The 19,469-nt window shown below is 70.7% G+C and carries 18 protein-coding genes; 1 reads left to right on the top strand and 17 read right to left on the bottom strand.

What is annotated here, in order from left to right:
• Window positions 1–132: 132 nt before the first annotated feature.
• From NON19_RS27810 to mraZ, 17 genes are all read right to left on the bottom strand, one after another.
• Window positions 133–1,257, bottom strand: a complete 1,125-nt coding sequence (locus NON19_RS27810; protein ID WP_255931861.1) for a DivIVA domain-containing protein — start codon at window positions 1,255–1,257, stop codon at window positions 133–135.
• A 46-nt stretch (window positions 1,258–1,303) separates the two neighbouring features.
• Entirely contained in the window at window positions 1,304–1,588 is a 285-nt protein-coding gene (locus NON19_RS27805; protein WP_255931860.1) for a YggT family protein, read from the bottom strand.
• 68 nt (window positions 1,589–1,656) lie between these two features.
• Window positions 1,657–2,217, bottom strand: coding sequence for a cell division protein SepF (locus NON19_RS27800; RefSeq protein WP_255931859.1), 561 nt, complete (start codon window positions 2,215–2,217; stop codon window positions 1,657–1,659).
• 124 nt (window positions 2,218–2,341) lie between these two features.
• On the bottom strand, window positions 2,342–3,061 hold the full coding sequence (locus NON19_RS27795; RefSeq protein WP_255931858.1) for a YggS family pyridoxal phosphate-dependent enzyme: 720 nt from the start codon (window positions 3,059–3,061) through the stop codon (window positions 2,342–2,344).
• A 7-nt stretch (window positions 3,062–3,068) separates the two neighbouring features.
• On the bottom strand, window positions 3,069–3,806 hold the full coding sequence (gene pgeF, locus NON19_RS27790) for a peptidoglycan editing factor PgeF (protein WP_255931870.1): 738 nt from the start codon (window positions 3,804–3,806) through the stop codon (window positions 3,069–3,071).
• Between the two features lie 13 nt (window positions 3,807–3,819).
• Window positions 3,820–5,070, bottom strand: a complete 1,251-nt coding sequence (ftsZ, locus tag NON19_RS27785) for a cell division protein FtsZ (RefSeq protein WP_255931857.1) — start codon at window positions 5,068–5,070, stop codon at window positions 3,820–3,822.
• A gap of 274 nt (window positions 5,071–5,344) precedes the next feature.
• The gene (locus tag NON19_RS27780) at window positions 5,345–6,151 is read right to left on the bottom strand and encodes a cell division protein FtsQ/DivIB (RefSeq protein ID WP_255931856.1); all 807 of its coding nucleotides are present in this window, start codon (window positions 6,149–6,151) and stop codon (window positions 5,345–5,347) included.
• Window positions 6,152–6,184: 33 nt separating this feature from the next.
• On the bottom strand, window positions 6,185–7,279 hold the full coding sequence (gene murG, locus NON19_RS27775; protein WP_255931855.1) for an undecaprenyldiphospho-muramoylpentapeptide beta-N-acetylglucosaminyltransferase: 1,095 nt from the start codon (window positions 7,277–7,279) through the stop codon (window positions 6,185–6,187).
• Between the two features lie 6 nt (window positions 7,280–7,285).
• On the bottom strand, window positions 7,286–8,686 hold the full coding sequence (ftsW, locus tag NON19_RS27770) for a putative lipid II flippase FtsW (protein ID WP_255931854.1): 1,401 nt from the start codon (window positions 8,684–8,686) through the stop codon (window positions 7,286–7,288).
• Window positions 8,687–8,743: 57 nt separating this feature from the next.
• Window positions 8,744–10,207, bottom strand: coding sequence for a UDP-N-acetylmuramoyl-L-alanine--D-glutamate ligase (gene murD, locus NON19_RS27765; RefSeq protein WP_255931853.1), 1,464 nt, complete (start codon window positions 10,205–10,207; stop codon window positions 8,744–8,746).
• A gap of 8 nt (window positions 10,208–10,215) precedes the next feature.
• Window positions 10,216–11,280: a phospho-N-acetylmuramoyl-pentapeptide-transferase gene (mraY, locus tag NON19_RS27760; RefSeq protein WP_255931852.1), complete on the bottom strand. Its 1,065-nt coding sequence runs from the start codon at window positions 11,278–11,280 to the stop codon at window positions 10,216–10,218.
• Window positions 11,280–12,689, bottom strand: coding sequence for a UDP-N-acetylmuramoyl-tripeptide--D-alanyl-D-alanine ligase (locus tag NON19_RS27755; RefSeq protein ID WP_255931851.1), 1,410 nt, complete (start codon window positions 12,687–12,689; stop codon window positions 11,280–11,282). Before NON19_RS27755 ends, mraY begins: the two co-directional genes overlap by 1 nt.
• Window positions 12,686–14,401 (bottom strand): UDP-N-acetylmuramoyl-L-alanyl-D-glutamate--2,6-diaminopimelate ligase, encoded by a 1,716-nt coding sequence (locus tag NON19_RS27750; RefSeq protein ID WP_372514315.1) that lies wholly within the window; start codon window positions 14,399–14,401, stop codon window positions 12,686–12,688. The genes NON19_RS27755 and NON19_RS27750 overlap by 4 nt, the downstream gene beginning before the upstream one ends.
• Window positions 14,402–14,408: 7 nt before the next feature.
• Window positions 14,409–16,343: a peptidoglycan D,D-transpeptidase FtsI family protein gene (locus tag NON19_RS27745; RefSeq protein ID WP_255931849.1), complete on the bottom strand. Its 1,935-nt coding sequence runs from the start codon at window positions 16,341–16,343 to the stop codon at window positions 14,409–14,411.
• Window positions 16,344–16,347: 4 nt separating this feature from the next.
• Window positions 16,348–16,758, bottom strand: a complete 411-nt coding sequence (gene ftsL / locus NON19_RS27740; protein WP_308213746.1) for a cell division protein FtsL — start codon at window positions 16,756–16,758, stop codon at window positions 16,348–16,350.
• Window positions 16,755–17,744, bottom strand: a complete 990-nt coding sequence (gene rsmH, locus NON19_RS27735) for a 16S rRNA (cytosine(1402)-N(4))-methyltransferase RsmH (protein ID WP_372514314.1) — start codon at window positions 17,742–17,744, stop codon at window positions 16,755–16,757. Before rsmH ends, ftsL begins: the two co-directional genes overlap by 4 nt.
• Before the next feature lie 287 nt (window positions 17,745–18,031).
• Entirely contained in the window at window positions 18,032–18,463 is a 432-nt protein-coding gene (gene mraZ, locus NON19_RS27730; RefSeq protein WP_255931848.1) for a division/cell wall cluster transcriptional repressor MraZ, read from the bottom strand.
• Window positions 18,464–18,829: 366 nt separating this feature from the next.
• Between mraZ and NON19_RS27725 the strand changes: the two genes are divergently transcribed.
• The gene (locus NON19_RS27725; protein WP_255931847.1) at window positions 18,830–19,363 is read left to right on the top strand and encodes a beta-class carbonic anhydrase; all 534 of its coding nucleotides are present in this window, start codon (window positions 18,830–18,832) and stop codon (window positions 19,361–19,363) included.
• Window positions 19,364–19,469: the final 106 nt, after the last annotated feature.

Genomic DNA, 19,469 nt, shown 5'->3' with positions numbered 1-19,469 from the left:
GCCCCCGCCCGGCGATTCTCCCGTTGGGCGCACAACGGGTCGCGTCCCCGCAACCCAACCCAAAAAGGGCCGGGCCCCGAGGGAACGTGTCCCCGGGGCCCGGCCCTTGGCTTCGCCTGGTGCGGCGAGCGATCAGTTGTCGTCCTCGTCGATGAGGAAACCCCTCATCGGCGTGGGTGCCTGCTGCAGCGGCTGCGGCCCCTGCGGGCGAACCGGAGCCATCGGCTGGGTCATCGCCGGCGACATCTGCTGCTGACCACCGTAGGTCTGCGCACCGCCGCCACCGCCGCCCATCTGCTGGCCGCCGTAGGTCTGGTTGCCGCCATTGGCGTGCCCCATCGCTCCGGCACCGGCCGCGGCCATACCGCTGCCCATCGAGCCGCCCATGGTGCCGCCACCGAGCGAACCGCCCATGGTGGACGACGAGGGCAGCGACGCGGTCGCGGGGGTACGCGGCGGGGCCAGCGAGTCATCCGCCTGGTTCTCCAGCTGCCGAAGCTGGCTTTCCAGGTAGGACTTCAGCCGGGTGCGGTACTCGCGCTCGAAGCCGCGCAGATCCTCGACCTTGCGCTCCAGCGTGGCGCGGGCCGACTCCAGCGAGCCCATCGCGACGCGGTGCTTCTCCTGCGCGTCCCGCTCCAGGGCGTCCGCCTTGGCGCGGGCGTCCCGCTCCAGGCCCTCGGCGCGGCTGCGGGCCTCGCCGACGATCTTGTTGGCCTCGGAACGGGCCTCCGCGATCGCCTGGTCAGCGGTCTGCTGCGCCAGCGACAGCACACGCGCGGCGCTGTCGCCACCGGGACCACCCTGCTGCATGGGGTGACCCTGCTGCATCGGGTGACCCTGACCCATCGGGCCGGGGCCCATCGGACCCTGACCCATCGGACCCTGACCCATCGGGCCGGGACCCATCGGGCCCTGCTGCCCGCTCGGACCAGCCGGAAGCTGCGGGGCGCCAGGCAGTTGGGGCGGACCGCCCATCTGCTGCTGGCCCGGCGGCACCGGCTGCGGGCCGGATATGGCGGCGGGGACGGGAGCCCCCTGCCGGTCCTGCGGGTCGGGCTTGCGCTGCTGGTTCTGCGCGGCAGCCCGGGTTGCCGCGGCGAGTTTGGCGCGGAGGTCCTCGTTCTCCCGCAGCAGCCTGGTGAGCTCCGCCTCGACCTCGTCGAGGAAGGCGTCGACCTCGTCCTCGTCATAGCCTTCGCGGAGGCGGACGGTCGTGAACTGCTTGTTACGAACGTCCTCGGGGGTCAGCGGCATCTCTTCACCTCAACGTGATCGTCGGCAATCGGCAAGACCGTATCGTTCACAGCCTGGCCACGACGGAGATCAGGATGTAGACGATGATCATCAGTACGAAGAAGGACAGGTCGAGCGCCACGCCCCCGAGACGCAGCGGCGGGATGAACCGCCGCAGTAGCTTGAGTGGCGGATCGGTGACAGTGTAGGTGGCTTCGAGAAGGACCACCATCACCTTGCCAGGACGCCACGATCGGGCGAACTGGAAGACGTAGTCCATCACCAGCCGGAAGATCAGTACGATCAGGAAACACATCAACGCGATGTAGATGACCTGTTTTGCGACACCCATCGCGATCGCGCTCCCCTCTCCCCTGCTCTCCGCTGTCCCCGTCGGTCCGGTCCCACATGGTCGCTGTCTCAGCTCTGGTTGAAGAACCCGCCCTCGGCGATACGGGCTTTGTCCTCCGCCGTGACATCGACGTTAGCAGGAGACAGCAGGAACACCTTCTGCGTCACCCGCTCAATGCTCCCGTGCAGACCGAAGACCAAACCGGCGGCAAAGTCAACAAGACGCTTCGCATCCGTGTCATCCATCTCCGTCAAGTTCATGATCACCGGGGTGCTCTCGCGGAAGTGTTCCCCGATCGTACGGGCTTCGTTGTACGTCCGGGGGTGAAGCGTGGTGATTCGATACGGCTCTCGCTCCGACACAACCTTGGGCATGATCACCGGTGCGTTCTTCTCCAGAGTGCGGCGTTCAGGTGTGATGGATGCCACGGGGGCGATCCGGGGTTCCCGGGGAGCCGGAGCATGCACGATTCGCGCCGGTTCCTCCTGAGTTGACTGGTGTTGTCGTCGCGCCCGGTCGGGTTCTGGCTCGGGCTCGAACTCGTCGTCGGGGTCGAACCCCGGGCCGTCGTACCCATCGTCCTCCACGAGGCCGAGGTAGACCGCCATCTTGCGCATCGCGCCGGCCATGCTCTGCGTCCTCCGCTCTGTGGTGGATCGGCACCGTCACCAGGTGAGGGGATCCACTGGGTCAGCTCCGTGATGTGACGGAGCATGACCATATTTTCTGCTGTGGTCCGACTTCCTCGTGACGTTACCCGAGGGCGGGACGGACTCCGAGTACCGCCGTACCGACGCGTACATGTGTCGCACCGGCGGCGACGGCGTCCTCAAGGTCCGAACTCATCCCTGCAGACACCATGGTTGCAGCCGGATGCGCTTCGCGCAGCGAGGATGCGATTTCCATCAGCCGGTCGAAGGCGGCGCGCGGTTTTCCCGCGTACGCCCCGGCTAGCGGCGCTACAGTCATCAACCCCGCGAGCCGGAGCCCCGGGGCCGCGGCGATCGCGTCGGCGACGGCGGCCACGTCGTCCGGGGCCGCACCGCCCCGACCGCCAACTGATCCTGACGGGGCGTCGAGTGCCACCTGCACCAGACAGCCCACCTCGCGCCCGACCCGCACCGCGGCGTTCGACAACGCGTCAACCAGTCGCAAACGGTCCACAGAGTGCACGAAATCTGCATAACGCACCACAGAACGCGCCTTGTTGGTCTGTAGTTGCCCCACGAAGTGCCATTTCAGGTCGAGTTCGGCACATTCGGCGGCCTTGGGCGCCGCGTCCTGGTCCCGGTTCTCGGCGACCTCCCGTACCCCGAGTTCGGCGAGCAGCCTCACATCGCTCGCCGGGTAGGTCTTGGTGACCACGACCAGGGTCACCTCCTCGCGCTCCCGCCCCGCCGCGGCGCACGCCTGGGTGATGCGTCGCTCGACCCGGGCCAGATTTGTGGCCAGTTGGGCCTTTCTGTCCGTCATCTCTCCGTCACTCGCTGCCGTCCAGCCATACGTATCCGGCGAGCCGCCCCGTCGTGCGGTCGCGTCGGTAGGAGAAGTGGTCCGCCGACTCCAGGGTGCAGATATGGGATTTCTCTCTTCTTGCCACCCCAAGTCGGGCGAGCTGGGCATGCACTCCGGCGGCCACATCGACCGCGGGTGTCCCCCAACTCGTCTGCGCCCAGGCCTCCGGGACCACCTCGGCGACCCCGGCCCGCATCCGCTCCGGCACCTCGTAGCACCGGCCGCAGACCGAGGGTCCGGTGAAGGCGGTGATGCGCTCGGGCCGCGCGCCGAGTTCGGTCATCGCCTCGACCGCCGCCGGAACCACTCCGGCCACCAGGCCCGGCCGCCCCGAGTGCGCCGCGGCCACCACGCCCGCCTCCGGGTCGGCCAGCAGCACTGGCACGCAGTCCGCGGTGAGCACGGCGAGCGCGAGGCCCGGGCGGGCGGTGACCACGGCGTCCACCTTCGGGACCGGCGCGTCACCCCAGGGGGCGGTGACGTGTGCCACGTCGTTGCCGTGCACCTGGTTCATCCAGACCACGCGATCGGGGTCAAGCCCCAGTGACTTGGCGGCCAGTTCTCGGTTGGCCCGTACGGCGGCCGGGTCGTCGCCGACCGCGCCGCCGAGGTTGAGCTCCTCGTACGGAGCGGCGCTCACCCCGCCCCACCGGTCGGTGAAGGCGAAGTGGGCGCCGCTCACTTCATAACGCTGCCGAATTATCAACTGGGCCGGATCACTTCAGGAAGTCGGGGACGTCCAGCTCCTCGGCCTGGCTGTCCTGGTAGGGACGGGCCGGGGGCACCTGCGGCGGGGTGAGCGGGGCGGTCGGCGCCTCGGCGGCCACCGCGGGTTCCGGCTTCTCCTCGCGCACCGGCTCGGGCTCGCGCGGGGTGACGCTGCCGAGGCCGCCGAACACCGGGCGCGGCGGCTCGGTCGGCTGGCTGCCGATGCGGGAGGCGGCGGACGGGGCGGACGGGGCGTTCTCGTCGCGGCCGCCGTAGGAGCCCAGCACCTTCTCGCGGTTCTTGGTGGGCGGTTGGCCGCCGTCGAACCCGGCGGCGATGACGGTGACCCGTACCTCGTCGCCGAGCGCGTCGTCGATGACGGCGCCGAAGATGATGTTGGCCTCGGGGTGCGCGGCCTCGCTGACCAGTTGGGCCGACTCGTTGATCTCGAACAGACCCAGGTCCGAGCCGCCGGAGATGGACAGCAGCACGCCGCGGGCGCCGTCGATGGACGCCTCCAGCAGCGGCGAGGAGATCGCCATCTCGGCGGCGGCCACCGCGCGGTCGTCGCCGCGCGCCGAGCCGATGCCCATCAGCGCCGAACCCGCCTCGGACATCACCGACTTGACGTCCGCGAAGTCCAGGTTGATCAGGCCCGGGGTGGTGATCAGGTCGGTGATGCCCTGCACACCGGAGAGCAGCACCTGGTCCGCCGACTTGAACGCGTCCAGCACGCTGACCTGGCGGTCGGAGATGGACAGCAGGCGGTCGTTGGGGATGACGATCAGGGTGTCGACCTCGTCGCGCAGGTCCGCGATGCCGTCCTCGGCCTGGTTGGCGCGGCGGCGGCCCTCGAAGGTGAACGGCCGGGTGACCACGCCGATCGTCAACGCGCCCAGCGAACGGGCGATGTTGGCGACGACGGGTGCGCCACCGGTGCCGGTGCCGCCGCCCTCGCCCGCGGTGACGAAGACCATGTCGGCCCCCTTGAGGACCTCCTCGATCTCCTCGCGGTGGTCCTCGGCGGCCTTGCGGCCGACATCGGGGTTGGCACCGGCGCCGAGGCCGCGGGTGAGCTCACGGCCGACATCGAGCTTGACGTCGGCGTCGCTCATCAGCAGGGCCTGCGCATCGGTGTTGATCGCGATGAACTCGACGCCCTTGAGACCGACCTCGATCATCCGGTTGATGGCGTTGACGCCTCCGCCGCCAATGCCGACGACCTTGATGACTGCGAGGTAGTTCTGCGGTGCTGCCACGTCGAAGGCCTCTCGCCTCGATTTACGTGTCGCCGCCTCGCGAAGTCGCGGTGCGCCGACGGATGCCGATGGGACGGTTCGGACGCCGACCCGAACCCTAACCCTGAGGTTTAGGGTTACCAGTATGTCTGTTCCTTGTGTCCGTCTGCACAGGACACTAAGTCGACAAGCGGTACTCGTTCAACGAACACGCCGAACCTCCCGCTTTTCTTTTGACCCTATGTGATCACGCTCGATGCGGGCCAACCAGGGTGGCCCCGGACAATCTTCGCCGTCAACTACCCGATGACGCGGGCGCGGTGGGCGCGCTCACGTCGTAGTGCGTGGCACCGCCCGCCGCCCTCATCAGCGCGGCCAGTGCGACGGCCTTCTGCGCACCGCGTTCCGCACTGCCCCACAGGACCGTCCGACCACCGGCGAGTTCCAGTGAGATGGCGTCAAACGACCGCACCTGGATGACTTGTGTCTGCCTCTGTACGGCTTCAGGGAGATCCATAGCAACTTGTGCCGCCGCGCGCAGAAGTCGATCTGTCCCGAAATAGCGGTTGCTGGGAGACTGGTTCTGGTCCCCCGACGCCGCGTCGCCCGCCAATTCGACGGACGGAACTCCGGGCGGAGCCGTCGAGTCCGTAGCAAATCGGACACCGTCCGCGTCCAGTTCCTGGAACTTTCCGTCCTTTTTGAGAACCGCTTTTGGTGTTCGCTCGGTTACTTTCAGCGCGATCGTGTCCGGCCACGACCGTTGGACGTCAACCGAGGCGATCCGCAACAGCCTCGAACGGAGCCGGTCCGCCACCGCGCGGGTGTCGACCGAGACCAACGGCGCCCCTGTCCGCACCGCCGCCGCGGCCTTGACCTGGTCCGGGGTGAGCACCCGGGTGCCCGAGACCCGAAGCTGGCGCACCCTCAGCCACGGTGAGCCGTATACCAGATACACACCGCCCGCCAGCAGCAGCACGGCCGTCACCAGCAACGCCAGCACACCGCGCCGGGACAGCCGCAGGCGTGGCGGGCGGGCGGAAGAGGGGCGCGGCCGGACCGGGCGAGCCCGCTCACGGTCGGCGGTCGTCGGTCCGGCCACTGCCCCTCCTCAAGACTGCTGCACGGTCCCCGCCTATCCTGCCCGGCCGGTGGCGATGGCCTCGTGCACCATGCCGACGAGCAGTTCGTCGGCGTCGCGGCGGCCGAACTCGGCGGCGGCACGCGACATCTCGTACAACCGGTGCGGATCGGTCAGCACCGGCAGGACGCTGCCCAGCACCCACTCCGGGGTCAGCTCGGCGTCGTCGACCAGCAGGCCGCCGCCCGCCTTGACCACCGGCTGGGCGTTGAGCCGCTGTTCGCCGTTGCCGATCGGCAGCGGCACGTAGGCGGCGGGCAGGCCCACCGCGGACAGCTCGGCCACGGTCATGGCACCGGCGCGGCAGAGCATCATGTCGGCCGCGGCGTACGCCAGGTCCATGCGGTCGAGGTACGGAACCGGGATGTACGGGGGCATGCCCGGCATGTTGTTCGGCTGCGGCAGCTCGTTCTTGGGGCCGACCGCGTGCAGGATCTGCACGCCGGACTGCTGGAGCCGGGGGGCGACCGCCTGGATGGTCTCGTTGAGCCTGCGGGCGCCCTGCGAGCCGCCGGAGACCAGCAGGGTGGGCAGGTTGGGGTCCAGGCCGAACGCCGCGCGCGCCTGGGGGCGCATCGCGGCCCGGTCCAGGGTGGCGATGGAGCGGCGCAGCGGGATGCCGATGTAGCGGGCGTCGCGCAGCTTGCTGTCCGGGGTGCTGACCGCGACGACCTTCGCGTACCGGGAACCGATCTTGTTGGCGAGGCCCGGGCGGGCGTTGGCCTCGTGCACCACGATCGGCACCCCGAGCCGCTTGGCGGCCAGGTAGCCGGGCAGCGCCACATAACCGCCGAAGCCCACCACGCAGGAGGCCTTGGTGCGCTCCAGCACCTGCTCCGCGGCCTTGATGGTGCCGCGCAGCCGACCCGGCACGGTGATCAGTTCCGCTGTGGGTCTGCGGGGCAGCGGCACGGCGGGGATCAACGCCAGTTCGTAGCCGCGTTCCGGAACCAGCCTGGTCTCCAGGCCCCGCTCCGTACCGAGCGCCGTGATCCCCACGGTCGGGTCCTGCCTGCGCAGGGCATCCGCGAGCGCGAGCGCGGGCTCGATGTGGCCGGCGGTCCCCCCGCCGGCGAGAACGACATGCACCGAATTTCACCGCTTCCTGGACGACCGACGTCTCACGAGTCGTCGCATGCTACGTGTCATTGCCCCTGTCACAGGACCCGCCCCCCGCGCGGCCAGTGCCGCCCGGGCGCCGGGCTCGCTCCTGGCGAACGAGATCAGCAGCCCGATGGCGAACATGGTCGGCAGCAACGCCGAACCCCCGTAGGAGAACAGCGGGAGCGGAACCCCGGCGATCGGCAGCAGACCGAGCACCGACCCGATGTTGACCACCGCCTGGGCCATGATCCAGGTGGTCACGCTTCCCGCCGCGAACCTGACGAAGGGGTCCTCCGTGCGTCCGGCCACGCGGATACCCGCATAGCCTAGAGCCGCGAACAGGCCGAGCACCGACAGCGTCCCCGCGAGGCCGAGTTCCTCCCCGGTCACGGCGAAGATGAAGTCGGTATGAGGTTCGGGGAGTTGACCCCATTTTTCCACACTCGCGCCAAGACCGGAACCAAACCATCCGCCCGAGGCGAGTGCGTAGAGCCCGTGCACCGCCTGCCAGCACTGGTCGTTGGCCCCGGGATCGGTGGCGCCGATGCATGCCAACCGGGACATCCGGTGCGGACTGGTCTTGATCAACAGCAGTGCGAGCAGCCCCGCCACCCCGAGCACGCCCGCGAACATCCGGGTGGGCGCCCCGGCCAGCCACAGCAGCCCGAACAACATCGCGGTGAGCACGATCGCGGTGCCCATATCACCGCCGAGCAGGATCAGCCCGAGGATCAGCATCACCACCGGCACCAGCGGCACCAGCAGGTGCTTCCACTCGGTGAGCAGCCGCTTCTCGCACTTGCGGGCCAGCAGGTCGGCGCCCCAGAGCACCAGGGCGAGCTTGGCGAACTCGCTGGGCTGCATCTGGAACGGGCCGCCCAGTGACAGCCAGTTCTGGTTGCCGTTGACCTTCTTCCCTATCCCCGGCACCTGCACCAGCGCCATCAGGAAAATCGATCCGGCGAGCAGTGGATAGGCCAGCGTCCGATGGGTGCGCACCGGCAGCCGGGCGGCCACCACCAGCAGCAAGGCGCCGATGGCCGCCGCGAGCAGCTGCTTGCGGAAGAAGTACGTGCCCGGCAGGCCCATCTGCAACGCCTTGACCTGGGAGGCGGAGAAGACCATCACCAGGCCGAGCACGGTGATCAGCGCACTGCCGCCGACGATCAGGTAGTACGCGGTCAGTGGCCGGTCCCAGGCCCTCCTGGCCCGCTCGTACGCGATCCGCGCCCCCCGCAGCGGGGGGCGCGGTGCGCCGGTACGCGGCGTGGCGGGCCGGGCGGAGCCGCGCGGCGGGGCGCCCGGGGCGGCGGCCGGGGTGCGGCGGCCGGGCAGCGGCTGCGCTCCCGGCCCGGGGCGGCGGCCACGGGCGGTAGAGCGGTCGGCCGTCATGCGCGTCCCCTCCATCGGTGCGTCGCGCCGGGTCCTCGGCGACGCGTGGACGACCGGCTATTGGTTGTTGTGCAGAGCCCGTACGGCCGCGGCGAAGGCATCGCCGCGCTTGCCGTAGTCGGCGAACATGTCCATCGAGGCACAGGCGGGGGCCAGCAGGACGGTGTCGCCGGGCTGGGCAAGCGCTTTGGCGGCGTCGACCACGGCCGTCATCGCTTCAGTGTCGGTCCGTTCCAGTTCCACCACCGGGACCTCGGGGGCGTGTCGCCGAAGCGCTTCGGCGATCAGCGCGCGGTCGGCACCGATGAGCACCGCCCCGCGAAGCCGCTTTGCCGATTTGGCGACAAGTTCGTCGAACGTGGCGCCCTTGGCGAGACCGCCCGCGATCCACACCACGTGCTCGTAGGCGGCCAACGACGCCTCCGCGGCATGGGTGTTGGTGGCCTTGGAGTCGTCGACGTACTCCACGCCGTCCACGCTCGCCACCAGCGCGATGCGGTGCGCGTCCGGCCGGAAGGCGCGCAGCCCGTCGCGCACCGCCTGCGGCTCCACGCCGTAGGCGCGGGCGAGCGCGGCGGCGGCCAGCGCGTTGGCGATGTTGTGCGGGGCCGGGGATTCGGAGGCCCGAGAGGACGCGGCGACGTCGTGGATCCCGGCGAGTTCCTGGGCGTTCTTCTGCCGGTCCGGCACGAAGGCTCGGTCGACCAGGAGGCCTTCCACCACGCCGAGTTGGGAGGGCGCGGGCGTGCCGAGGGTGAAGCCGATGGCCCGGCAGCCCTCCTCCACGTCGGCGGCGCGCACCAGTTCCTCGGTGGCCGGGTCGGCGGTGTTGTAGACGCAGGCGACCTTGTTGCCCTCGTAGACGCGGCCCTTGTCGGCGGCGTAGGCGGCCATCGAGCCGTGCCAGTCGAGGTGGTCGGGGGCGAGGTTGAGCACGGCGGCGGAGTGCGCGCGAACGCTGGGCGCCCAGTGCAGTTGGTAGCTGGACAGCTCGACGGCGAGCACGTCGTACGGCTCGCCGGAGAGCACCACGTCCAGGATCGGGGTGCCGATGTTGCCGACGGCCGCGGTGCGCAGGCCCGCGGCCCGCAGGATCGAGGCGAGCATCTGCACCGTGGTGGTCTTGCCGTTGGTACCGGTCACCGCGAGCCACTCGGCGGCCCCCGGACCCCTCAGCCGCCAGGCGAGTTCCACGTCCCCCCACACCGGCACGTCCGCCGCCGCGGCGGCGGCGAACAGCGGGCTGGTCGGCTTCCAGCCCGGCGAGGTGACGACGAGGTCGGTGGGCTCGGGCAGCGTGTCCGCGTCGCCGCGGCGTACCGCGATGCCCGCCGCCTCCAGCTGGGCGGCGGCCTGCCGCTGCTTCTCGCCGTCACCGCCGTCCACCACCGTGACCCGGGCGCCGAGTCCGGCGAGGGCGCGGGCGGCGCTGACGCCGGTGACGCCGAGCCCGGCGACGGTGACGTGCTTTCCCGGGAGGTTCGCTGAGAGCTCCCCCGGGAGGTTCCCCGACAGTTCCATGGCAGTCCTTACTTTGCCGCGACGAAGCCCGCGTAGAACAGGCCCAGGCCGACGGCCATGCACATGCCCTGGATGATCCAGAACCGGACCACCACCAGGACCTCGCTCCACCCCTTCAGCTCGAAGTGGTGCTGTAGCGGCGCCATTCGGAAGACCCGCCTTCCGGTGAGCCGGAAGGAGCCGACCTGGATCACCACGGAGAGGGTGATCAGCACGAACAGGCCGCCGAGGATGGCCAGCAGCAGCTCGGTGCGCGAGCAGATCGCCAACCCCGCCAGCGCGCCGCCGAGCGCCAGCGAACCGGTGTCGCCCATGAAGATCTTGGCGGGCGAGGTGTTCCACCACAGGAAGCCGAAGCACGCGCCCATCAAGGCCGCCGCCACCACCGCCAGGTCCAGCGGATCACGTACGTCATAGCAACCCGGGCCCGCGGTCAGCGGGTTGGAGCAGGACTGCCCGTACTGCCACACACCGATGACGGTGTACGCGGCGAAGACCATCACCGAGGCGCCGGTGGCCAGACCGTCCAGACCGTCGGTGAGGTTCACGCCGTTGGACATCGCCAGGATCATGAACAGCGCCCAGATCACGAAGATCACCGGGCCGATCGACCAGCCGAAGTCCTGGGTGAACGACAGCCGGGTGGACGCGGGCGTGGTGCCGCGGCCGTCGGCGAAGTTGAGGGACAGGATCGCGAAGGTGATGCCGACGATGAACTGTCCGGCCATCTTGGCCTTGGCCCGCAGGCCCAGGCTGCGCTGCTTGACGATCTTGATGTAGTCGTCGAGGAAGCCGACCACGCCCAGTCCGGCGAACAGGAACAGCACCAACAGACCGGACATCGTGGGGCGTTCGGAGACGATGACCTTCGTCAGGGCATACGCGATCAACGTCGCCAGGATGAACGCGATACCACCCATGGTCGGGGTGCCGCGCTTGCTGTGGTGTTCCTTGGGGCCGTCGTCGCGGATGAACTGCCCGTAGCCCTTGCGGGCCAGCAGTTTGATCAGCAGCGGAGTGCCGACCAGCGACAGGAACAGCGCGATGACACCGGAGATGAGGATCTGCTTCATCAGTGAGCGCCCTCGCCCTCGGCACCGTCGAGCAGGGCCATCGCCACCCGCTCCAGGCCGACCGACCTCGATGCCTTCACCAGCACGACATCCCCCGGGCGCACTTCGCTGCGCAACAAATCGATCGCCGTCTCCGCGTCGGACACGTGCACCGACTCCTCACCCCACGAACCCTCGTTCTTGGCGCCCATGTCCAGCCAGGCGGCCGCCTGGCCGCCCACGGCCACGAGCTTGCTGACGTTGAGCCGGACGGCGAGCCGCCCGACCGCGTCGTGCTCGGCGAGGGACTCCCCACCGAGCTCGGCCATCTCGCCGAGCACCGCCCATGTGCGGCGTCCCTTACCCATGGCCGCGAGTGCGCGGAGCGCAGCCCGCATGGAGTCCGGGTTCGCGTTGTAGGCGTCGTTGACGACCGTCACACCGTCCGGCCGCTCGACGACCTCCATCCGCCAGCGTGAGAGTGTGCCCGCCTCCGAGAGCGCGGAGGCGATCCGCGAGGCGGGCATGCCCAGTTCACCGGCGACGGCGGCGGCGGCCAGCGCGTTCGACACGTGGTGCTCACCGTACAGCCGCAAGGTCACTTGGGCGCACCCGGTGGGTGTGCGGAGTGTGAAGACCGGGCGTCCGCTTTCGTCCAGGCGCACGTCCTCGGCCCGTACGTCGGCCTCCTCGGCCTCGCCGAAGAACACGGTGCGGGCCTTGGTGCGGCTCGCCATCGCCCGTACCAGCGGGTCGTCGGCGTTGAGCACGGCGATGCCGCCGTCCGCCGCGGCGGGCAGCGCCTCGACCAACTCGCCCTTGGCCTGGGCGATCTGCTCACGCCCGCCGAACTCGCCGATGTGCGCGGTGCCGACGTTGAGCACCACCCCGATGCGCGGCGGGGTCAGTCCGGTCAGGTAGTTGATGTGGCCGATGCCCCGCGCGCCCATCTCCAGCACCAGGTGACGGGTGTCCTGGTCGGCACGGAGCGCGGTCAGCGGCAGCCCGATCTCGTTGTTGAAGGAGCCGGGCGGCCAGACCGTCGGACCGATCTTGTCCAGCAGTTGGGCGATCAGGTCCTTGGTGCTGGTCTTGCCCGCCGAGCCGGTGAGCGCGACGACGGTGGCGCCGAGCCGTTCGATGACGGTCCGGGCCAGCGCGCCGAGCGCGGCCTGTACGTCGTCCACCACGATCGCCGGACCGGCGATCGGCCGGGCGGCCAGTACGGCCACCGCACCGGCCGCCAGCGCGGACTCGGCGAAGTCGTGCCCGTCCACCCGCTCGCCGCGAAAGGCGGCGAACAGCGCGCCCGGGCGCACCTCACGGGAGTCGATCACCACGGGTCCGGTGACGGTGACGCGTGGGTCGGGTATGTCGTGCATGCTCCCGCCGACCGCCTGCGCGATTTCGGCGAGGGTGAATGCGATCACTGCTGGTCCTGGTCCTTCGCTTGGCTGAGCGGAGTTTCGGCTTTCCGAAGCGCGGCGTTCCGGATCGCCGTACGCAGTACCTCACGGTCGTCGAAGGGGCGAACCACTCCGGCGATGTCCTGGCCCTGTTCATGGCCCTTGCCCGCGACCAGGACGGTGTCCCCGGGTTCGGCGACCGCGACGGCGGCGGCGATGGCGGCCGCCCGGTCGGGCTCCACGGTGACCTGTCCGCGCTCGTGCGCGGGGACTTCGGCGGCGCCGGCCAGCATCGCGGCCAGGATCGCCAGCGGGTCCTCGGAGCGCGGGTTGTCCGAGGTGAGGATCGCGGTGTCGGCGAGCCGGGCGCAGGCGGCGCCCATCGGGCCGCGCTTTTGCTGGTCGCGGTCGCCGCCGCAGCCGAGCACGATGTGGATCCGGCCCTCGGTGACCTTGCGCAGGGCGCGCAGCACCGACTCGACGGCGTCGGTCTTGTGCGCGTAGTCGACCACCGCCAGATACCCCTGGCCCTCGTCCACCCGCTCCAGTCGGCCGGGCACGCCGGGCACCGCGGCCACGCCGTCGGCGGCGGTCTGCGGGTCGATCCCGGCGGAGACCAGGGCGGTGATCGCGGCCAGCGTGTTGGCCACGTTGAACGGGCCGGGCAGCGGGGCGGTCGCCTTGACCCGCTCGCCCCTGGGGCCGACGACGGTGAAGCTGCTGCCCAGCGGGCCCACGGTGACGTCCTCGGCGCGCCAGTCGGCGTCCGGGTGGCCCTCGGCGGAGAAGCTGACCACCGGCACGGTGGCCTCCTTCAGCAGCCTGCGGCCGTACTCGTCGTCGAGGTTGACCACTCCCTTGCGGCTGCGGGCCGGGGTGAACAGCGCCGCCTTGGCCTGGAAGTAGTCCTCCATGTCGGAGTGGAACTCCATGTGCTCCGGGCTGAGGTTGGTGAACACCGCGATGTCGAAGACCGCGCCGTCCACCCGGCCGAGCACCAGGGCGTGGCTGGAGACCTCCATGGCGACGGAGCGCACGCCGCGCTCGCGCATCACCGCGAACAGCGCCTGCAGGTCGGTGGCCTCCGGTGTGGTGCGTTCGCTCTTGATCCGCTCGTCGCCGATCCGCGACTCGACGGTGCCGATCAGTCCGGTGTGCTCCTGGTAGGCGGCGCGCAGCCCTCCTTCGACCAGGTAGGCGGTGGTGGTCTTGCCCGAGGTGCCGGTGATGCCGATCTGCAGCAGGTCCCGGCCGGGCTCGTCGTAGATCGCGGCGGCCAGGGCGCCCATCCGGGCCCGCGGCCGGTCCACCACGAGGACCGGCAGCCCGGTGTCCGCGGCGCGCCGCTCGCCCTCGGGGTCGGTCAGGATCGCCACCGCGCCGCGCTCGGCCGCCTGGGCGGCGAAGTCGGCGCCGTGGAAGCGGGCGCCCGGCAGTGCCGCGTAGACGTCGCCCGTGCGCACGGCGCGGGAGTCGTGGGTGATGCCGGTGGCGGGCTTCCCCGGGGAGGGCGCCGCGGTGCCGAGCTGTTCGGCCAGCTCCGCGAGCGGCTTCGGGCGGACCTGGGACGGGCGCGGGGGGCCCGGGACGTGACCGGGTTCCTGCGCTTGGTGGGACTGATCAGCATGTGGCACGGCGGTGAGGTTACCGGGCGACACGGCCTCCCGGCGAAAAGGGGCCAGCTGGGACGGCTCCGCGCCGGTTCCAGCTACCGCCCGATTTGTGATCGTTGTCACGGCGCCCTCACTGCTTGCCTGGCTGGAAGTCGACGGGGATCTGCGGCGCCGGGGCACCGGTCGGCGGCACCTGGAGGGTCTTCAACGCGAACTCCATGACCTGCTTGAACACCGGCCCGCAGATCTGGCCGCCGAAGTAGCTGCCGACCGTCGGGTTCTGGATGACGCAGGAGACCGTCACCCGTGGCGCGTCGGCCGGGGCGAAGCCCATGAACGACGCCGTGTAGCCGTGGTAGCGGCCGGTCCTGGGGTCGACGCGGTTGGCGGTGCCGGTCTTGCCGGCCACCCGGTAGCCGTCGATCTTCGCCTTGGTGCCGGTGCCCTGGTCGTCGCCGACCACCGACTCCAGCATCTCGGCGACCGTCTTCGCGGTCTTCTCGCTGACCACCCGGGTCTTCCTGGGCGCGGGCGCCGGGATGAACTGGCCGTCGGGGCCGACGGTGCCCCTGACCAGGGTCGGCTGGATCCTCACCCCGCCGTTGGCGATGGTGGAGTAGATCGAGGTGGCCTGGACGGCGTTGACGGACAGGCCCTGGCCGAACGGGATGGTGTACTGCTGGGAGGTGCTCCAGTTCTGCGGCCTGGCCAGGATGCCGGGGGTCTCGCCGGGGAAGTTCAGTCCGGTGGGATCGCCGATGCCGAACTTCTTCAGGTAGGAGTAGAGCACCTGGTTGGCCTGGCTCTGGGTGCTGCCGAGCTGTCCGGTGGCCAGGATCGTGCCGATGTTGCTGGACTTGGCCAGCACCCCGTTGAGGGTGAGGTCCCAGGTGCCGTGGTCGACGTCGTCGTGGAAGACCCGGTCGCCGCGTTGCAGGGTGCCGGGGACCACCACATGGGTCCAGGGGGTGGCGACGCCCTGGTCGAGCACCGCGGACATGGACATCAGCTTGCTGACGCTGCCGGGTTCGTACGCGTCCTGCAGCGCGGGGTTGCCCAGCGAGGCGGGGTCGGCGCCGCCGATGTCGTTGGGATCGAAGCTGGGGGCGTCGGCCATGGCCAGGATCTGGCCGTTGCGCGCGTCCTGGACGACGACATAGCCGCGGTCGGCGTGCGACTGGCGCACCTGCTGGCTGATGGCGCTCTGGGCGGCCCACTGGATGTCCCGGTCGATGGTCAGCTCGACCTTGGTGCCCGGGACCGGCGCCTGCTCGTCGAAGCCCGCGCTGGGGATCATCTGGCTGCCGGACTGGGCGTAGGTCCTCTTGCCGGGTTTCCCGGCGAGTTGGCTGTTCAGCCCGGCCTCCAGGCCGCCCGCGCCCTGCTGTTGGCCGTTGACGAAGCCGAGCACTCCGGCGGCCAGGTCGTCGTTGGGGTAGACGCGCCTGCTGGTGGGCTCGGACAGCACTCCGTTGAGCAGCCCGGGGGCGCCGCGCCTGGCCGCCTGGTCGGCGAGCTGGTTCTTGAGGGCCTTGATCCTTTTCCACACCTGCGGCAGCTGGCGGCGGGCCAGCACCACGTAGCGTGACTTGGGCGTGGCCAGTTGCTGGGCGATGCTCCGCTCGTCGCCGCCGACGATCGGGGCGAGCAGCTTGGCGGCCTGCTGCGGGGCGTCGTCGATCTTCGCCTGCTGCGGGGTGAACAGGTACGGGTCGGCGGTGATGTCGTACGCGTCGACGCTGGTGGCCAGCGGGTCGCCGAAGCGGTCGGTGATGTCGCCGCGCTTGGCGGCGACCTCCACCGGCTGGTAGCGGTTGAGGTCCGCCTTGGCCGCGTACGCGGAGGAGTCGACCACCTGCACCTGGAACAGGCGCGCGGAGAAGACCACCAGCACCAGCGTGAGCAGTACGGTGACCAGCCGCAGCCGCGGCCTGGGCTGCATCAGCCGCAGCGTCGGCGTCACCGGCGGCCGGGCCTGGCCGTCGGCCCGCGGCCGGGGGGCGGCGGGCCGACGCGGGGCCTGGCGGGGCGGCTGGCCGCGGCGGGGCGGGCTGGGCTCGGTCACTCGCTCACCTTCCGGCGCTCGGGGCGGGGGCGTTCGGTGGCGCGCCGGCCTGGCTGGGTACGCCGTGCACCTTGCCGTCGGCGCCAAGGAAGACCGGGGTGCCGCCGGGGACCATGCCGAGTCCCCGGGCCCGCTGCTCCAGCGTGCCGGGGGCGGAGTCCCGGTCGACCTCCTGCTGGAGCGCCTGCTCCTGGTCGGTGAGGTCGGTGGTCTCCTTCTTCAGCTTCGACAGCTGGAAGGAGCCCTGGTTCACCGCCGTGTTGAGCAGCAGCAGCGAGATCAGCCCGCTGGCCAGCAGCGCCACCACCAGCAGTACGAACGGCGCCCGGGCTGCCTTCGCCGACCGCCTGCTGGCGGCGGGCAGCAGTCGGCCGAGCCCCGGCCGGGCCGCTGGCCTTGGTTTGCCGCCGGTCACGGCGCGTCCCGCTGGTCCTGGACGTCCTCGCGGATCCGTTCCGCGGCGCGCAGCCGGGCCGGGGCGGCCCGGCGGTTGACGGCGATCTCCGCCTCGGTGGGCACTTCGGCGCCGCGGGTGATCAGCCTCAGCCGCGGCTGGTACCGCTCGGGGACCACCGGCAGGCCGGGCGGCGCGGTGCTGCTGGCGCCCGCCGCGAAGACCTGCTTGACCAGTCGGTCCTCCAGCGAGTGGTACGACAGCACGGCGATCCGGCCGCCGACGGCCAGCGACCCGACGGCCGCCGGAATGGCCCGTTCCAGCACCGCCAGTTCGCCGTTGACCTCGATGCGCAGTGCCTGGAAGGTGCGCTTGGCCGGATTGCCGCCGGTGCGCTTGGCGGCCTGCGGCAGCGCCTCACGGATGAGTTCGACCAGTCGCGCGCTGTTGCGGAACGGCTCGCGCTCGCGTTCGCGCACGATCGCCTCGACGATCTTGCGGGCGAACTTCTCCTCGCCGTAGGTGCGCAGGATGCGCACCAGTTCGCCGGGCGGATAGGTGTTGAGGACCTCGGCGGCGCTGATGCCGACGTCCTGGTTCATCCGCATGTCCAGCGGCGCGTCCTGGGCGTACGCGAAACCCCGGTCGGCCTCGTCGAGTTGCATGGAGGAGACGCCGAGGTCGAACAGGACGCCCTGGACCTTGGGGATGCCCAACCGCCCCAGCACGTCGGGCAGTTCGTCGTACACGGCGTGCACCAGGGCGGCCCGGTCGCCGAACGGCGCCAGCCGCTCCCCGGCCAGCTTGAGCGCGGCCGGGTCGCGGTCGACGGCGACCAGCCGGGCCTGCGGGAAGTTGGTCAGCAGCGCCTCGCTGTGGCCGCCGAGACCGAGCGTGGCGTCGACCACCACCGCGCCGGGCTCGGCCAGCGCCGGTGCCAGCAGCTCCAGGCAGCGCTGGAGCATCACCGGAACGTGCCGTGGCTCCTCCACCGTCACCGCCCCCATCCGGCGTCGCCGGGCCGCGACCGCGGCGTCGGGGAAGGAACGTTGCTGGTGGTGCTCATACTGGGAGGCCCTCTTGTCGGACTGCGCCCTGGGAACGCTGGACGTACCGCCGGGTCCCCGCCCGCTCGGAAGGGGAAGCGGTCGGCTGGCGCCGGGGAAGTAGCACCAGCAGACCATGGAGCGGGAGGAGGCCTGGCGTCACGTACGCGGATGGCGCGGGCGTGGCTGCCGGGTGTTTCGGATGCGGACGGTTCGGACGGTTGGCGACGTCGTGCGCGGCGGCGCGGTCACAGTATTCCGGGAAGCACCTCCTGCGACAGGGCCGAGAAGGACTCCTCCTGGGCGGCGAGGTAGTGCTCCCACGCCGCCGCGTCCCACACCTCGACCCGGTTGTTGGCGCCGATCACCGCGCAGTCCCGGTACAGCCCCGCGTAGTCGCGCAACGGCTGCGGGATGGTGATGCGGCCCTGCTTGTCCGGGGTCTCGTCGGTGGCCCCGGCGAACAGCACCCGCATGTAGTCACGGGCGGCCTTGGAGGTCACCGGCGCCTGCCGCAGCTGCTCGGTTACGGAGCGGAACTCCGTCGCCGGCCAGACGGACAGGCAGCGCTCCTGGCCCTTGGTGATCACCAGTCCGTCGGCGAGCTGGTCGCGGAACTTGGCCGGCAGGACCAGTCGGCTCTTGTCGTCGAGTCGCGGCGCGTACGTTCCGAGGAACATCCGCACCTCCCGCACTCGACCCGCACCGACCGCCCGGACTGTCCGAAACACCACAGTGGGAGCGCCTCGCCTCCCACTTCGCGCCACTTTACTCCACGCCGCCCCACGGTCAACCGACGCAAGCGCCGTCCGGCCAGCACTGTGGCAGACGAAACCGCAGGCCAGACTGGTTGCGGCGGCAGTATGCGGGGCGCTCCGGCGCGGCGGGCCCGGCAGCGCGCGCCCCCTGCATGCAATTCACCCGTTCAGGGGAGCGGGCTCCCCGCCTGTGGGTTACCTCACAGGCGGGGCAATTGACGTGGTAATTACGCAATTTCGGCCATGCCATGGCGGGACAGCGCGCCCGTCTCCCGTTACGGTCACGGCATGCCCATACCTGCATCGTTTCCCGCTGACGCCACCCACAAGTCCGTCATCGACCGCCTGGTAGAGGCCAACCGTCGCTACGCGGCCGCCTTCCACGACCCCGGTATGGACGCCCGTCCGGTACTGAAGGTCGCGGTGGTCGCCTGCATGGACGCCCGTATCGACCTGCACGCCGCGCTCGGCCTCGAACTGGGTGACTGCCACACCATCCGCAACGCCGGCGGCGTGGTCACCGACGACACCATCCGCTCACTGTCCATCAGCCAGCGCGCCCTGGGCACCCGCTCGGTCGTGCTGATCCACCACACCGGCTGCGGCATGGAGTCCATCACCGAGGACTTCCGCACCGACCTGGAGCGCGAGGTCGGCCAGCGCCCGACCTGGGCGGTGGAGGCGTTCTCCGACGTGGACCAGGACGTACGGCAGTCGATGGCCCGGTTGCGCACCTCGCCGTTCCTGCTGCACACCGATGACGTGCGCGGCTTCGTGTTCGACGTGCACACCGGTCTGCTGCGCGAAATCACCAGCGACTAGCGCCCTCTTGGCGCAGGCCCGTGACGTACGGCCAAGCCGAAGGGAAGAATGCACTCAGCGGCACCGGCTTCCCCGGTGCGCATCAGTCGGGGAGGGCCGGTGCTCC

The sequence above is a fragment of the Streptantibioticus rubrisoli genome, from assembly GCF_024436055.1.
In the GTDB taxonomy this organism is placed as follows: Bacteria; Actinomycetota; Actinomycetes; order Streptomycetales; family Streptomycetaceae; genus Streptantibioticus_A; species Streptantibioticus_A rubrisoli.
This window is presented reverse-complemented; position numbering and strand designations above follow the sequence as displayed.

Excerpts from the sequence above, each read along its gene's own strand:
- NON19_RS27810 (WP_255931861.1), bottom strand. The coding sequence starts at position 1,257 with ATGCCGCTGACCCCCGAGGACGTTCGTAACAAGCAGTTCACGACCGTC.
- NON19_RS27805 (WP_255931860.1), bottom strand. The coding sequence starts at position 1,588 with ATGGGTGTCGCAAAACAGGTCATCTACATCGCGTTGATGTGTTTCCTG.
- NON19_RS27800 (WP_255931859.1), bottom strand. The coding sequence starts at position 2,217 with ATGGCCGGCGCGATGCGCAAGATGGCGGTCTACCTCGGCCTCGTGGAG.
- NON19_RS27795 (WP_255931858.1), bottom strand. The coding sequence starts at position 3,061 with ATGACGGACAGAAAGGCCCAACTGGCCACAAATCTGGCCCGGGTCGAG.
- ftsW (WP_255931854.1), bottom strand. The coding sequence starts at position 8,686 with ATGACGGCCGACCGCTCTACCGCCCGTGGCCGCCGCCCCGGGCCGGGA.
- murD (WP_255931853.1), bottom strand. The coding sequence starts at position 10,207 with ATGGAACTGTCGGGGAACCTCCCGGGGGAGCTCTCAGCGAACCTCCCG.
- mraY (WP_255931852.1), bottom strand. The coding sequence starts at position 11,280 with ATGAAGCAGATCCTCATCTCCGGTGTCATCGCGCTGTTCCTGTCGCTG.
- rsmH (WP_372514314.1), bottom strand. The coding sequence starts at position 17,744 with ATGGGGGCGGTGACGGTGGAGGAGCCACGGCACGTTCCGGTGATGCTC.
- mraZ (WP_255931848.1), bottom strand. The coding sequence starts at position 18,463 with ATGTTCCTCGGAACGTACGCGCCGCGACTCGACGACAAGAGCCGACTG.
- NON19_RS27725 (WP_255931847.1), top strand. The coding sequence starts at position 18,830 with ATGCCCATACCTGCATCGTTTCCCGCTGACGCCACCCACAAGTCCGTC.